Annotated in this window: 9 protein-coding genes; 7 read left to right on the top strand and 2 right to left on the bottom strand. The window is 64.4% G+C overall.

Going from position 1 to position 16,203, the window contains the following annotated elements:
- The first annotated feature begins 5 nt into the window (after positions 1-5).
- The 5 genes from PSH78_RS25470 to PSH78_RS25450 all read left to right on the top strand — a co-directional run bounded on the left by PSH78_RS25470 (position 6) and on the right by PSH78_RS25450 (position 7,549).
- Positions 6-2,441, top strand: coding sequence for an alpha/beta fold hydrolase (locus PSH78_RS25470; RefSeq protein ID WP_305497588.1), 2,436 nt, complete (start codon positions 6-8; stop codon positions 2,439-2,441).
- A 410-nt stretch (positions 2,442-2,851) separates the two neighbouring features.
- Complete coding sequence (locus PSH78_RS25465; RefSeq protein WP_305497587.1) at positions 2,852-3,628, top strand: efflux RND transporter periplasmic adaptor subunit; 777 nt, start codon at positions 2,852-2,854, stop codon at positions 3,626-3,628.
- Entirely contained in the window at positions 3,625-4,944 is a 1,320-nt protein-coding gene (locus PSH78_RS25460; protein WP_305497586.1) for an efflux RND transporter periplasmic adaptor subunit, read from the top strand. Before PSH78_RS25465 ends, PSH78_RS25460 begins: the two co-directional genes overlap by 4 nt.
- 1 nt (position 4,945) lies before the next feature.
- Positions 4,946-7,042 carry a biotin/lipoyl-binding protein gene (locus PSH78_RS25455; protein ID WP_305497585.1) on the top strand — a complete coding sequence of 699 codons (2,097 nt, stop codon included), beginning with the start codon at positions 4,946-4,948 and terminating at the stop codon, positions 7,040-7,042.
- A gap of 15 nt (positions 7,043-7,057) precedes the next feature.
- Positions 7,058-7,549, top strand: a complete 492-nt coding sequence (locus PSH78_RS25450) for a GNAT family N-acetyltransferase (RefSeq protein WP_305497584.1) — start codon at positions 7,058-7,060, stop codon at positions 7,547-7,549.
- 174 nt (positions 7,550-7,723) lie between these two features.
- On the opposite strand, the gene PSH78_RS25445 is transcribed toward PSH78_RS25450, so the two are convergent.
- Positions 7,724-8,035, bottom strand: a complete 312-nt coding sequence (locus tag PSH78_RS25445) for a hypothetical protein (protein ID WP_250964233.1) — start codon at positions 8,033-8,035, stop codon at positions 7,724-7,726.
- A 46-nt stretch (positions 8,036-8,081) separates the two neighbouring features.
- A complete protein-coding gene (locus PSH78_RS25440) occupies positions 8,082-8,669 on the bottom strand; it encodes a phage tail protein (protein ID WP_305497583.1) in 588 nt (195 codons plus the stop codon).
- Between the two features lie 304 nt (positions 8,670-8,973).
- On the opposite strand from PSH78_RS25440, the gene PSH78_RS25435 reads away from it, so the two are divergent.
- Together PSH78_RS25435 and PSH78_RS25430 are read left to right on the top strand one after the other, a co-directional pair.
- Entirely contained in the window at positions 8,974-9,819 is an 846-nt protein-coding gene (locus PSH78_RS25435) for a sulfotransferase (protein ID WP_053117203.1), read from the top strand.
- 51 nt (positions 9,820-9,870) lie between these two features.
- Positions 9,871-16,191 carry an Ig-like domain-containing protein gene (locus tag PSH78_RS25430; RefSeq protein ID WP_305497582.1) on the top strand — a complete coding sequence of 2,107 codons (6,321 nt, stop codon included), beginning with the start codon at positions 9,871-9,873 and terminating at the stop codon, positions 16,189-16,191.
- Positions 16,192-16,203 lie beyond the last annotated feature (12 nt).

The raw sequence follows: 16,203 nt of genomic DNA, 5'->3' as shown, positions 1-16,203 counted from the left end.
TGTCCATGAGCAAGCCGAGGATGTACCTGCTGGCCGGCAACGGTAGCGCTGCCGATTGGTGGGACGACGCGTTGCCGCACTTCAAGCGCTACGACGTGGTGCCGCTGGAGCTGCCCGGCTTCGGCAACAACCCCCAGGCTCCTTGCGAAGACCTTGCGGCCTACGCCCAGGCGTTGCTCGCGGCAACGGTCAAGGGCAGCGCGATCATGGCGGTCGGGGCGAACGCCTTGCTGGTGCTGCACGCCTTGCAACGCCAGCCCGGACACTTCTGCCGCAGCGTATTGCTGGCGCCGGTGGGTGCGTTCTTGTGGCAGCGACGATTGCCGGCATTGATGTCGCCGCTGCCGATTCGCAAGACCATCCACTGGCTGCTGGCGAACAAGCCAAGGCTGTTTGCCGACAAGTTCTCCCGCCAGCAATGGACGCCCGCGCAGTACCAGCGCATGGGCGCCGGCTATGCCCGCTGCCGGGCCTTTGTCCCGCATTGGGATCTGGTCCGCGCCGATACCGCGCTGCCGTTGCTGGAGTGGATCAGCGACCCGGTCGAGCTGGTCTGGGGCGATCAAGACAAGATACTCGGCGTCGCGCAAGCGGCGGCATGGTCGGCCATTCTTGCCCGTGCCGACTTGACCATCAGCCTCAAACCCGGCTGGGGCCACTATCCATGGATCGATTCACCCGCGCAATTCGCCGCCTGGCTGGAGTCCGGCGAGCGCGGGTTCGTCGCGCACACCAAGGGTGGCCGCTTGCGCCTGGCGGAGCTGGCCGGGCAGCCAGTGCCAGCGGCGCTGTCAATCAATGACTGTGGTGATCCACGCTTGCCAGACTTTCTGCGCAGCCAGCCGGATGCTGTCTGGGCCGTGCGTTCCTCCAGTTATGGGGAGGATCAGGCCGATGCGGCCAATGCGGGCTTGAGTACCACCTACTTGCGCGAGCCGACACACAATGTGCCGACACGCATTGCCGAGCTGAGCGCGGCGGGTGTCGAGGAAGTGGTGGTGCAGCGTTTCATCACCCCACGGCTGTCCGGGATCGCCTTTGTGCGTCACCTTTCGGTTGAGCTGGAATGGGTCGAAGGCCATCTGGAGTCGTTGGCCGATGGCAAGGTGAGCCCTGAGCGAGCGATCATTTCCCGTCTCGGCGAATCTTGGAACAGCGGCGCATTCACGCCGGCCCATGGCCTGACCGCCGAAGCGCTGTGGCAGTTTCTCCAAGGCGTGCTGCGGGTCTTCCACTACGTGCCCGGTGATGTCGAATGGGCCTGGGACGGCAAGCAACTCTGGCTGCTGCAATACCGGCCGATCAGCGACTACGGCTGGCGCCGCCACCTGACCGCCGCCAACATCGCCGAGATCCTGCCGCCACAACCCAGCGTTCTGGTGGAGTACGCCCAGCGTCGCGCGGCGGCAAGCATTCCGGCGATCATGGCGCGTTGGGATTCACGGATTTTGCAGGACAACGAGCCTTTCACCGCGGTGTTTGGCGGCGCCTCGTATATCAACAACGACCTCTTTCTCGCCCGGCTGGCCGACTGGGGCATCAGCGCCAGCAGCTATGCCGGCGAGGTCGGTGGGGCAACGCCGCACTTGCCTTGGCGACCGCTGCGCCTGCTGCGGTCGCTGCCGTTGTTTTTGCGCATGCAACGTATCGCTCGTGGCCATCTGTTGACGCTGGAAAACGGTTTGCGACGCTTCGACCGAGAGCTGCACGAACTGACCGTACAAGGCGCGGACGGCCAGCAATTGGCCGACTGGTTTACCCGCTTCTACGTATTCGTGGTGCAGGGCAACCTGTGCATCGCCAGCGCCTTGGCCAGCAGTGGCGGCGACTGGCTGGGGCGGCCACCGACGGCTTATGACAACCTTGAACACAGCCCTCATCGGCTGCCGTGGGAGACCGACCCGGCCACTGCGCGTCCGGTGCCGACGGAGCTGCCATTGCAAGCATTTCCACGATGGCCGTTGGCGATTCGCCTGGCCCATGGCGCCGGCCTGCCGGGGCTGCGCGGTTATTACTTGCAAGTGCGCGAATGGTATCGCGACAACCTGATGCGGATTTTCTTTCGCTTGCATCACGCCATGCCGGCGGTGGACCGGGCCCATTGGTTCGCCCCGCACCCGGACATCCGCAGCCGCGACGGCAGCTTCTGGCAGGACGGTCGTGAAGGCACCGAGCAGGCGAGTGGTTTCTTGATTTACCCGGGGCAGGCTCAAGGTATTTTGGGCGAGGACATCCTGTTGGAGGACACCCTGGACCCTGGTCGCCACGCCCACTATCAAAGCGCCCGTGCGGTGATCGCGCGCATGGGCGGCCGCTTGTCCCACGGCTCGACGCTGCTGCGTGAATTGCGCAAGCCTTCGGCGGTATTGCCTCAGGTGGATGTGGCTTGGTTGGGGCGTGAGGTGGTGTATTGCGATGGGGTGTTGAGGTTGGTGGATTAGGCTGCGCGATGTCTGCCAACCACATAACCTGTGCGAGAGAGCTTGCTCCCGCTGGGTTGCGCAGCAACCCCAAGCAATTTGAATGCGATCTGCCTGATACACCGAGGCGTTAGGGTTTAGGACTGCTGCGCAGTCCAGCGGGAGCAAGCTCCCTCGCCACAAGGAGTGCGTTCAACTCTGGAGTTGTTCTCAATCCCTAAAACGAAAAAACCGGCCGAAGCCGGTGTTTTCACCCCAACGGCCAGAGAATTTAATCTCTGCGTACGGGGTTGAGTGGGGCCATCCTAAGTTGAAGAAATCACGAGGTCAACACTACCGTTGCCACAGAGATTTCCCTCTCTTCACCGCTACTCCCTTGACGCCCCCCACCGCTGTCGTAGACTCCGCCCATCCGTCAGGGAGTAACGGTCATGCGACGTTTGAGCAGTTGGGTTGTGGGATTGACCTTCATAACGTGCGGGGTCCAGGCGCAAACGCCGGCTTCCGACGATCCGTTGCTGGAGAGCAACGCCTCGGCCAGTGTGTCGGGAAACGAGGCGCGAGGGGTGCTTCGGGCGCGGGATCAGGCGGTGTTGGCCAGTGAGTTGGCCGGGCGGATTGTCGAGTTGCCGTTCAGCGAGGGCGAGTCGTTCAAGAAGGGTGACACCCTGGCGCGTTTCGATTGTTCGGCCTATCAGGCCCAGCTCAATGCGGCTCAGGCGGCCAGCCGTGGTGCCGGTGAAGAACTGGCCCATAACCGGCAACTGGCGGCGTTGAAATCCGTCGGGCGTTTCGAAGTGTCGCGGGCCGAGGCGCGGCTCAGCGAGGCCCAGGCGCAATCCCAGGTGTACCAGGTGCAGGTCAAGCGTTGCAGCGTGATCGCGCCGTTCGATGGACAGGTGGTGGCGCGCAAGGTCCAGCGTTATGAAAGCGTCGCGGCCGGCGCGCCATTGCTGGATGTGGTCGATAACCGCACCCTGGAGATTCACCTGCTGGTGCCTTCACGCTGGATGGACAGGCTCAAGCCCGGCCAGCCCTTTACCTTCGTCCCCGATGAAACCGGCAAGCCGTTGCAAGCGACGGTCAAGCGCCTGGGCGCGCGCATCGACGAGGGCAGCCAGACGCTGCTGCTGGTGGCGAACGTGCCGGATGCCAGCGGCCTGCTGTCCGGCATGAGCGGCACGGCGCGTTTCTCGGAGTCGAAGTGAACGCGCCAGTGACGGGCAGTACCGAGCAGGTGTTCGCCCGCTTCCTCGATCTGGAGCGCCAGACGAGGGCTGCGCGTACATCGGAGCAATTGAGTTACAGCCTGGTCAACGACGGCCAGGCGCTGTTCGGCTTTCGCCACGCCGCGTTGTTGATCGCCGGCAAGGTCCAGGCCGTGACCGGCGTCAGTACCGTGGAGCCGAATGCGCCGTTCGTGGCGTTTGTCGAGCAGGCGGTGGCGCAGTTGTTCAAACAGGGCCTGTTGAACCAGGCCCGGGTGATCGCCGCCGATGGGGTGAGCGAATCCATCCGGGCAGACTGGCGCAGCCTGTCGGCCGGGCAAGTGTTCTGGCTGCCGTTGATCGATCATCAGGGCCAGGTGTTCGGCGGTTTGTGGTTGGCCCGCGACCTGCCATGGACGCCGCCGGAGCAAGTGTTGCTGTCGCAACTGGGCGACACCTACAGTCATGCGTGGTTGGCGTTGCAACCGCGCAAGCCATGGCGCCTGCGCTGGACACCCAAGCGCCAGGTTGCGCTGGTGGCGCTGTTGCTGCTGGGCTTGCTGATCCCGGTGCGCCAGTCCGTTTTGGCCCCGGCCGAAGTGGTACCGCTGGGCGGGCAAGTGGTGGCGGCGCCGTTGGACGGGGTGATCGCCGAGTTCCTGGTCAAGCCCAACCAGAGCGTCAAGAACGGCGACCTGTTGTTGCGTTTCGAAAGTACCAGCCTCAAGGCCCAGGCCGATGTGGCCGAGCGGGCGTTGGGCGTGGCCGAGGCCGAACTCAAGGCCAATTCCCAGCGCTCGTTTGCCGACGCTGAATCCAGCTCCAAGATTGACCTGCTGGCGGCCCGCGTCGAGCAGAAGCGCGCCGAGCGCAACTACGCACTTGAACTGCTCAAGCGCAGCGAAGTGCGCGCCGAGCGGGATGGCATCGCGGTGTTTGCCGACGCTGAGCGCTGGCTCGGCAAGCCCGTGCAGACCGGCGAGCGGCTGATGGAAATCGCCGATCCAAACCAGGCCGAGTTACGCATTGAATTGGCGGTGGGTGACGCGATTGCCCTGGAGCCCGGTGCGCAAGTGGCGTTGTTTCTCGACAGCGACCCGTTGCAGCGGCACCTGGCCCGGCTCGAACGTTCGGCCTATGAAGCGCAGCCTACCGCCGCCGGCCAACTGGCGTATCGATTGGATGCGCGTTTCGATGCCACGGCGCCGCGCATTGGCCTGCGAGGCACGGCGAAGGTCTTCGGCGACCGTGCCCCGCTGGCGTTGTACCTGCTGCGGCGGCCGCTGGCCGGCCTGCGCCAGAGCGTAGGCCTGTAGCATGGACTTGCCAAGCCTGCGGCCGGACCTGCAACTGTCCCCGGCGGCCTCAGACCCGGACGGTTCGCCGCAGTGGACCTTGGCCGATCCGGTGCGCGGACGCTATTTCAAGCTGGGCGCGGCGGCGATGCGCATGTTGCGGCACTGGTCCCTGGGCGATCCGGAACAGGTACTGCAGGCCGCGAACCGCGAGCCGGGCCTACCGCTCAATGGGGAATCGCTGGAGCAGTTGCTGGGCTTCTTGCGTGGTCATGACCTGATCAGCGCGATGGACCCGCAACAGCGTGACAGTTATCTGTTCAAGACCGCCGCGCAACGCCAGAGCGTGTGGCAGATCCTGCTGCACCAATATCTGTTTTTTCGCATTCCGCTGTGGCGCCCGGACGCCTTTCTCAATCGGGCCTGGCCCTGGTTGGCGCGGTTCGGCCCCGGGATCCTGCGTTATGGCCTGCCGCTGACCCTGGGTCTCGGCATCTTCCTGGTGTCGCGGGACTGGCAGCGATTCGTCGCGACGTTTCCACACCTGTTCAGCCTGGGCGGTGCGCTGGCGTTCGGGGCGGCGTTGCTCTTCGCCAAGCTGTGCCACGAGTTCGGCCATGCCTTCATGGCCAAGCGCGCCGGTTGCCGGGTACAGAGCATGGGCGTGGCGTTCATGGTGCTGTTGCCGATGTTCTATACCGACGTCAGCGACGCCTGGCGGATCAGGGATCGCCGCGCACGGTTGCTGATCGGTGCCGGTGGGGTGCTGGCCGAATTGCTGCTGGCGTGCATCGCGCTGCTGGCCTGGTCGTTGTTGCCCGATGGGCCGGCACGTACCGCGGCGTTCATGTTGGCCAGCGCGACCTGGATCACCACGTTGATCATCAACCTGAACCCCTTCATGCGCTTCGACGGGTATTTCCTGCTCAGTGATTTCTGGGCGGTGGATAACCTTCAGGGGCGGGCGTTTGCCCTGTGTCGGTGGCGCCTGCGCGAAGCCTTGTTCGGGTATGGCGCGGCAGCGCCGGAACCGTGGTCGCCGAAGATGCGTCGGCGTTTGCTGGTGTGGGGTTATGGCTCGTGGCTGTGGCGGGCATTGTTGTTTTTCGGGATTGCCTTGGCGGTCTACCACCTGTTCTTCAAGGTGCTGGGCATTTTTCTGATGATGGTGGAATTGGTGTGGTTCATTTTCATGCCCATCGTGAATGAGTGGCGGCAATGGTGGAGTCGTCGTGAGCAAGCCCACGGCGGGCGGATGCTCCTGAGTGGCCTGGTGTTGCTGGCACTCCTGTTGGTGTTGCTGCTCCCCTGGCGCAGCGCGGTGGAAGTGCCGGCCATGCTCGAGGCCGGGCGCGCCAGTGCCTTGCATGCGCCGGTGGCGGCGCGGGTCAAGCAGGTGAATGTGCACGACGGCCAGACCGTGGCCCAGGGCGATGTGCTGATTGAGTTGGAGTCGCCAGACATGGCGTCGCGCCTGGCTATCGTGCGCCGAGAAATCGAGATCCAGCAGTTGCAGATGCGCCGTCAGGCCGGGCGCAGCGAAACCGCCGCCGATGCCGGCATCGTCGAACAGCAACTGGCCGAAGCGGTGGCCGATTACCGCGGGCTGGTGGCCCAGCGCGAACGGCTGTTGTTGCGTGCGCCCCATGCCGGCCAGGTGCGCGATGTGTTGCCGCAACTGTCGATAGGGCGCTGGTTGTCTCCCACACAGGCGCTGGCGCGGGTGGTGCAGACCGATTCGCGGTTGCGCGGCTACCTCACCGAAGCCGAGCTTTGGCGGGTCGGGCCGGGTGCCACGGGCCGGTTCATCGCTGACGATCCGATGCACACATCGATGGCCGTGCGGTTGAATGAAATCGACACCAACGGCGTGGCCTGGGTCGAACAGCAAGCGTTGACGTCCGACCATCACGGGCCGATTGCGGTGCGCCGCGACTCGCAGCAACGGGCCGAGCCGGTGCAGGCGCAATACGGCGTGCGCCTGAGTACGGTGGACGCCACGTCCGCTCCGGTGCAACCGCTGCGTGGCGTGGCGGTGTTGCAGGGCGAGGGCGAGTCGGTGTTGGGAGCGGCCTGGCGTCGGTTGGCGGCGTTGGGTGTCAGGGAAAGCGGGTTCTAGGCCTAGGGGGCAAGCATGGATTCGGTGGCGGCAGAGGGGTTGGTGGTGCGTCCATCGCGGGTCAGCGATGGCCCGTTCCTGCAGGGCCTGTACCAGGCGGCGCGGCCGGACCTGCAATGGATCGACGGCGAGCATGAACAGGTACAGCAGGTGATTGCCCAGCAGTTCCAGGTGCAGGAGCAAGGGTTCGGCGAGAACTTCCCCAACGCCATGCATTACGTCGTGGAAAAACTCGGCACTGCAATTGGCGCCTTGAGCACGGATTTCGGCCCCAATGAGATTCGCGTGCTGTACCTGGCCTTCATCCCCCAGGCGCGTGGGCAGGGGTATGGCCGGGCGGTGTTGCAAGGGGTGCAGAAAGCCGCGCAACAGATCCGTTGCCCGGTGGCGACCGTGGTCTGGGCCAGCAACCCCCACGCCCGTCGGCACTACCTGGCGCTGGGCTTCGAAGTGCAAGAGCGCAACCCGGCGGCGGAGAGGTTGGTCTGGTATCCGAAAGGCAACTGACAAAATTATGCAAACACTATGAACCCTGTGGAAGCCGGCTGTGTGGGAGCAAGGCTTGCCCGCGATGAAAGCGCCGCAGTCTCTTGAGGACCGCAGCGCCTGGATCGCGAGCAAGCTTTGCTCCCACACAGTTGCTCCCACAATAGGTTTGTTTTGAACTCGGGTTTTGTGTGATCAGTTAAACGCGATGTAGAAATACCCCAGCGTCGGATCCCGCCCCATGGGTGGTATCCGTGATACGAACACCCCCTCGATCTTGCCCAGTTCCGGCACTTCCAGAGCGCAGAGTCCGTCAACGAATTCAGTACCTTCCAGGCTGTTGAATTCCACACTGAACGGCATCCGCGCGGTGTTCGGCATCTTCGCCCGTGGGCTTTCTTCAAGGGTTTCGAAGCGCACCGGCAGGCAGCTGCCGTCGGGGAGGGTCAGGCTGCCGGTCTGGCCCAGCAGCGGTTGGAAATGGCGGCTATGAACCTGTTGCAGCATGTCGACACTCCAAAAGGCCGGAGGACCGCAGCCCTCCGGCGGTTCGTCAGTTACGGGACGGGAAGTAACCTTGAAGGGCGATGCTGAAGTTGATGGCCAGGAACGGGTTCATGACCGTCATCGGCGTGTTGCCGCCGGTGGGGGCGACCGTGCCGTTGACCGTGGTGGTGACGCCTTGCAGCGGCACTGGCGAAGCGCCTATCTGGTCGGAATAGATCGCCGCCGAGCCCGGCCCGGTGCCCGAGGTGCCGATGAACGAGTTGGTGGCCGTGGGCGTATTCACCGGGTTGCTGGCCGGGTTGGCCAACTGCAGGGTAGTGGAAGCGGTAATGCCGGTGAGGGCGTGGGTGTGGTTGGGCAGGTTGTTGAGCGTTGCCGTGACGTTTTCGGTGCCGGAGATTTCACCGATGACCCGCGGGGTCAGGCCCAGGCCACTGCCTTGGCCCAAGGGCAGGCGACCTTGCAGGTTGGGCAGCATGAAGGTGGTCTGGCCGTTGCCTCCGTAGGTCACGCCGATCAGGGCGAACAGGGTCTGGTACTGGGAAAGGGCGAGCGTCTGCCCGTTGCACAGCGCCCAATCCCTGGGTGCAAAGTTAAAGGCGAACGACTGGATAGTGCCGATGAATACTTCCATAGATTCCTCATCCTTCAGGTGATTGGTTCTTGCAGTGCCCGGACGTGAAGGACAAGAGTGCGATCAGCCCGACTCCTTGATTCCCTGGCCTGGTCACGCACGGCTGAGCGTAGACCGGGATGTTTGATTTTGCCGGGCGAAGCGGGCGGAAAAATGCCGCGACACGGCTTAATCGATTCAGGTTCCCCAGCGACGCTACCGTCTATCCTTTTTACGGCTTGGGATGAATCTGATATCAAAGTACTACTAGGCGAAGATTATTTCCTCGGCTACGCTTGGCGGTACAAAGGGACTACAAACAAAGGTGAATGGATTGCCGCAGTTTCACTTTATTTCCGGTTTGCCGCGCTCTGGCTCGACCCTGCTCTCTGCCATTTTGTTGCAGAACCCGCGCTTTCATGCCGGCATGACCAGTCCCGTCGGTACGCTGTTCAGCAGCGTCCTGCAGCAATGCAGCGCCGGCAGCGAGTTCGGCTCGGTGATCGACACCGACCTGCGCCGCCGCCTCTTGCGCGGCCTCTTCGATTCCTACTACGCCGACAAAGCCGACAAGCCAGTCATCTTCGACACCAATCGCCAATGGTGTGCCCGCCTGCCAGCCCTGCAGGACCTGTTCCCCCAAGCCAAGACCATCGCTTGCGTGCGCAACGTGGCTTGGGTGCTGGACAGCCTGGAGCGGCTCTACCGCGCCAACCCGTTCGAGAACACCAAGCTGTTCAATGACGATGATGAGCGCAACACCGTCTACAGCCGCTGTGAAACCCTGGCCCAGCGCAACCGCCTGGTGGGGTTCGCCTGGACGGCGCTCAAAGAGGCCTATTACGGCGAGAACGCCGAGTCGCTGCTGATCGTTGACTACGATTTGTTGAGCCAGGCCCCGGAGCGAGTGATGCGCCTGGTGTACGAATTCATCGGCGAGCCCTGGTTCGAACACGATTTCAATCACTTGACCTACGACGCACCGGCCTTCGACCAGGCCCTGGGCGTGGCCGGCCTGCATAAGGTCAAGCCCAAGGTCGCGCCGCAAGCCCGGCGGACCTTGTTGCCGCCGGATCTGTTTGAAAAGTATGCCGAGTTGTCGTTCTGGCGCGATGGGTCAGCAAGCGCCGCCAATGTCATTCGTATGAAAACCGACGCCGCCGTCAGCTGACTGCGGTTTTTTTCATTTGCGTTTCAGAAAGTTCGAGTCCAGGTGATCGTCATGTGGTGGAGCAAAGGCAAATCGCGGGTAACCGAGGGCACACAGGCCCTGGCATCGCCAATGATGATGTCCCTGGAGCCGCGAATGCTGTTCGACGGCGCGGTGGCGGCCACCGTGGCCGATGCCGCGCAGCCGGACGCCCAGCCCACTGCCGAGGCGGCCAAGACGCCAACGGCGGACCAGCCGACCGACACCCATGCGCCCCAGGGCCAGGTCGATGCCACCCAGGCCGCCGTGCCGGGCAAATCCGTGGTGTTTGTCGATTCCCGGGTCAAGGATTCCGCCAGCCTGCTCGAAGGCGTGGCGCCCGGTACCCAGGTCGTGCAGCTGGACACCACCAAGGACGGCTTGCAGCAGATCGCCGATTACCTGGACACCCACCAGGGCGTCAGCTCGGTGCAGATCATCGCCCACGGCAACGCCGGTGATTTGTGGCTGGGCAACAGCTACCTGTCGGCGGATAACGTCCAGGCCCGCAGCGAAGTGCTGGCGCAGATCGGCCAGGACATGAACGCTGGCGGCGATATCCTGATCTATGGCTGCTACACCGCCGAAGGCGAGCGTGGTTTGAGCCTGGTGGATTCATTGGCGCAGTTGACCGGCCGCGATGTGGCGGCGTCCAACGACCGCACCGGCCTGGGTGGCGACTGGAACCTGGAAATCGCCACCGGCACCATCGAAAGCGCCAACGTGCTCTCGGCCAATGCCATGAGCGAATACCAGTGGGGCCTGGCCACCTGGACCGCCACCAACAACCTCAATAGCGGCGTGGGCTCCCTGCGCGCCGCCCTGGCGTCCGCGCAGAGCGGCGACATTGTCACGTTCAATACCAGCATGACCGTCGCCCTGACCCAGGTGCTGGTGGTCAACAGGAACGTCACCATCGATGGTGACCTGAACAATGACAACGTCGCCGACGTGACCCTCGACGGCCAGAACCGCACCCAGATCATGCAAGTGACGTCCGGCACCACGGCCACCCTCGATGGCCTGGTGATCACCCGGGGCATGGTGGCAGGCAACGGTGGTAATGGCGGCGACGATGCGCTGGTGTCCCAGGGCGGCGGCATCTACAACGCCGGCACCTTGACCCTGCGCAACGTTACGGTCACCGCGAACGCCGCTTCGGGCGGTGGTGGCGGCGGCGGAGTGACACCGAATTACGCCGGTGGCGGCGGTGGTGGCGGTGGTGCGGTCGGAAGCGGTATCGGCGGCAAGGGCGGCGACACGCTCAACGCCACGGGTTCCAATGGCTCGGCCGGGCAGGGCGGCGCGGGTGGTGGCTTCTTCAACATTGGCGGGCGTGGCGGTTCCACCATGGGTGGCGCCGGCGGTGCGGCTTACCCGGGATACAGCACCGGTTCGGCCGGCGGCACGGCCTCCAGCGGTGGCTTGTCCATTGGCGGTGGCGGCGGCGGTGACGGGTACGACAACTTCGGCGGCGACGGCGGTGGCGCGGTGGGCGGGATCTACAACGATACCGGCGCGACCCTGCGGATCATCGGCAACTCGACCATTTCCAACAACGTCGGCGCCGGCGGTGGCGGTGGTGGCGGCGGGGCGGGCGGTAGCTATCTCCAGGCAGGTGGCGCGGGCGGTGTCGGTGTCGGTGCCATCTGGAACAAAGGCTCGATCCTGATCACTGCCGCCAACTTCGCCGCCCTGGCCGGTAACGTCGGCGGCAGCGGCGTAGGTGGGACGAGCGCGGGCACCGCAGGTGTTTCGCCAGCGTCGGTGGCCAACGTCTACGGCGATGGCGGCACCATCAACACCAACTATGTGCCGGACGAGACGCCGCCCACCGCGACCGTCGTGGTGACCAATACCAACCTGAACTCCGGTGGCACGTCGACGGTGACCATCACCTTCTCCGAAGCCGTGACCGGCCTCACCGCAGCGGACCTGACGGTGCAGAACGGCACCGTCGGCACCTTGACCAGCAGCAACGGTGGCATCACCTGGACCGGTACGTTGACCGCGGCCAGCAACATCGCCGACACCACCAACATCATCACCCTGAACAACACCGGCGTGGCCGACCTGGCCGGCAACGCCGGGGTGGGCACCACCGATTCGAACAATTACATCGTCAACGACACCGTGGCGCCTACGGCGTCCATCGTGGTGAGTGACACGGCCCTCAGGATTGGCGAGACCTCGACGGTCACCATCACGTTCTCCGAGGCCGTCTCCGGCTTCACCACGGCCGACCTGACCGTCGCCAACGGCTCGATCAGCGGCCTGAGCACCAGCGACGGCGGCATCACCTGGACGGCCACGCTGACGCCGGATGCGACTGTCACCGATACCTCCAATCTCATTGTCCTGAACAACACGGGCGTGGCGGACCTCAATGGCAACGCCGGCGTGGGAACGACCAACTCCAACAACTACGCCATTGACACGCAACGCCCGACGGCCACCATCGTGGTGTCTGACACCGCGCTGCGCATCGGTGAAACCTCCGTGGTGACCATCACCTTCACCGAGGCCGTGAGTGGTTTCACCACCGCCGACCTGACGGTCGCCAATGGCACGGTCACCGGCCTGAGCAGCAGCGACGGTGGTATCACTTGGACCGGGACGCTCACACCCAGTGCCAGCGTCAGCGACACCAGCAACCTGATCACCCTGGATAACACCGGCATTGCCGACTTGTCCGGCAACGCCGGCAGCGGGACCACCGACTCCAACAATTACGCCGTCGACACGTTGCGTCCGACCGCCACCATCGTGGTGGCCGATAACGCGCTGAACATCGGCCAAACGTCCCTGGTCACGATCACCTTCAGCGAGGCCGTCACGGGTTTCACCCTGGCGGACATGACCGTGGCCAACGGCTCCTTGAGCGGTCTGAGCAGCGGTGACGGCGGCATCACCTGGACCGCGACGCTCACCCCGAACGCCAGCATCAGCGATGCCACCAACCTGGTCATCCTGGCCAATACCGGTGTGGCGGACGCGGCCGGGAACGCCGGCAGCGGCACCACCAGTTCCAACAACTACGCCGTCGACACACAGCGCCCAACCGCCAGTATCGTCGTGAGCGACACCTCCCTGAGCGTCGGCGAAACCTCCCTGGTGACCATCACCTTCAACGAGGCGGTGGCCGGCTTTACCACCGCCGACCTGACGGTCGCCAACGGCACGGTCACCGGCCTGAGCAGCGGCGACGGCGGCATTACCTGGACCGGGACGCTCACGCCAAGCGCCAGCACCAGCGACACCAGCAACCTCATCACCCTGGATAACACCGGCGTGAGCGACGCGGCAGGCAATGCCGGCAGCGGCACCACCGATTCCAACAACTACGCCGTCGACACCGCGCGTCCGACCGCCACCGTCGTGGTCGCCGACACGGCCATCGCCGTGGGCGAAACCTCGGTGGTGACCATCACCTTCAGCGAGGCGGTGACCGGTTTCACCCTGGCAGACCTGAGTGTCACCAACGGCAGCCTGAGCGGCCTGAGCACCAGCGACAACATTACCTACACCGCGATTTTTACGCCGAGCGCGGGCGTCAGCGATGCCTCCAACCTGATCACCCTCAATAACACGGGGGTGGTGGACGGCGCGGGCAATACCGGCAGCGGCACCACCGACTCCAACAACTACGCCGTCGATACCCAGCGTCCGACCGCTACCATCGTGGTGGCCGACACGGCGCTGAGCGTCGGCGAAACGTCGCTGGTGACCATTACCTTCAGCGAGGCGGTCACAGGTTTCGACAATTCGGACCTGAGCGTAGCCAACGGCACGCTGAGTGCGGTCAGCAGCAGCGATGGCGGCATCACCTGGACCGCGACGCTCACGCCCAGCCTCGGGGTCACCGACGTCTCCAACCTCATTGTCCTGAACAACACCGGGATCAACGATGGGGCGGGCAACACCGGCACCGGCACGACCAGTTCCAACAACTACGCCATCGACACCAACGTGCCGACGGCGACCGTGGTGGTGGCCGATTCGTCCCTGAGCATCGGTGAAACCACCGTGGTCACCGTGACCTTCAACTCGGCGGTCAGCGGGTTCGACAATGCGGACCTGACCGTCAGCAACGGCAGCCTGAGCACCATGAGCAGCACCGACGGCGGCGTCACCTGGACGGCCACGTTCACGCCGAGCGCGAGCATTTCCGATACCAGCAACGTCATTACCCTGGACAACACTGGCTTGATCAACGGCGCGGGCAATGCCGGTGTGGGCACTACCGACTCGAACAACTACGCGGTCGACACGGTGCGTCCGACCGCGACCATCGTCGTGGCCGACACCGCCATTGCCGCCGGCGAGACTTCGCTGGTGACCATCACCTTCAATGAGGCCGTGACGGGCTTCACCGACGCCGACCTGAGCGTCGCCAACGGTACGCTCAGCGGGCTGAGCAGCAGCGACGGCGGCATCACCTGGACCGCGACCTTCACGCCTGCTGCTGGCATCACCGACACCAGCAATCTCATCACTCTCGCCAACGGCGGCGTCGCCGACCTGGCGGGCAACGCCGGCAGCGGCACCACCGATTCGAACAGCTACAGCGTCGATAGCCAGCGTCCGACCGCCACCATCGTGCTGAGCGATTCGGTGTTGAAACCGGGCGAAACCGCCCAGGTGACCATCACCTTCAGCGAGGCGGTGACGGGTTTCAGCAACGCTGACCTGAGCGTGGCCAACGGCACCCTGAGTGCCGTCAGCAGCAGCGACGGCGGCCTGACCTGGACCGCGACGTTCACGCCGACCCTGGGCGTGACCGACGCCAGCAACCTGATCACCCTGGACAATACCGGTGTGAGCGATGCGGCCGGCAACATCGGGACAGGCACGACCGATTCGGCCAACTATGCGGTCGAGACACGCGTCCCGACGGCCACCATCGTGGTGGCCGACAGTGCGCTGCGGATAGGGGAAACCTCGCAGGTCACCATCACCTTCTCGGAAGCGGTCAGCGGTTTCGACAACAGCGACCTGACCATCAGCAACGGCACGCTGAGCAACGTTTCCTCTTCCGACGGCGGCGTCACCTGGACGGCCACCTTCACCCCGACCACCAGCATCACCGACACCAGCAACCTGATCAGCCTGGACACCAGCGGCGTGGTCAACGCCTCGGGCAACAGTGGTGTCGACGTGGTGAACTCCAACAACTACGCGATCGACACGGTTCGTCCAGGCGCGACCATCACCGTCGGCGATACCACCTTGGGCATTGGCCAGAGCACCACCGTGACCATCAGCTTCAGCGAGGCGGTGTCCGGTTTCGACTTGTCGGACCTCAGCGTCGCCAATGGCGTGTTGTCCAACCTCGCCAGCAGTAACGGCGGCCTGACCTGGACGGCAACACTGACGCCAACTGCGGGCGTCAACGATGCCACCAACCTGATTCTGCTCGACGCCAGCACTGTGCAGGACCTGGCCGGCAACGCCGGGGTGGGCATCGCGATTTCCAGCAACTATGCACTCGACGCCACCCGGCCGACGGCGACCATCGTCGTCGCCGATCCGGACCTGACGGTGGGCGAGACGACCCAAGTGACCTTCACCTTCAGCGAAGCGGTGACGGATTTCGACCTGTCGGACCTCAGCGTCACCAACGGTGAACTGGCCAACCTGACCACCAGCGACGGCGGCAAGACCTGGACGGCGACATTCACGCCAACGGTGAACCTCACCGACCCGAGCAACTTCATCGCCCTGGACACCAGCAACGTCAGCGACCTGACGGGCAACGCCGGGGCCAGCGTGGCGGTGTCCAACAACTATGCGATCGACACCGTGGTGCCCAACGACGTGAGGCCGCCACCGGAGTTCCTGACGTCCGACCCGGTCACGGTGATCCCGCCGTCCGAGGTGCCGCTGCAACCGATCGTCTTTACCCCGCCGACCGGCAACCTGGGTTCGCCGCTGGGCTTCCCGCCGCTGTTCGAGCAGCGGGACGTGGGTGGGGGCCTGCGGCCGATCGGGGATATTTTCATCAACCATGGCGCCTTGGCGCCGAGCTATATCGCCCAGGTGTTCAGCACTGACGCCGCCGGCGACGGTAGCGGCCAGGGGTTCCTGGGCTTTGGTGGGGGCGATGGCGGGGTGTTCGGCAGCAGTACGCTTTCAACCCTGTTCGGCCAGGACTCCGCGTCCGAGGGCGAATCGATGGAGGCCTTCGGCAGCCAGTCGATGCAGGGCGGCGATGTGTCCCAAGGGGTGCGCGGGGTGTTCGGGGCGCCCACCCTGGGTCAGCAACTGCAACAGCTCAAGGACACTGAACAACATCAGGTCGACAGCCTGGCAACCGCGTTACGACAGGTCGGCATCAGCCAAGTGCAGGCCTGAATTCTAAAAATA

The sequence above is a fragment of the Pseudomonas sp. FP198 genome (genome assembly GCF_030687895.1).
Lineage (GTDB): Bacteria > Pseudomonadota > Gammaproteobacteria > Pseudomonadales > Pseudomonadaceae > Aquipseudomonas.
This window is presented reverse-complemented; position numbering and strand designations above follow the sequence as displayed.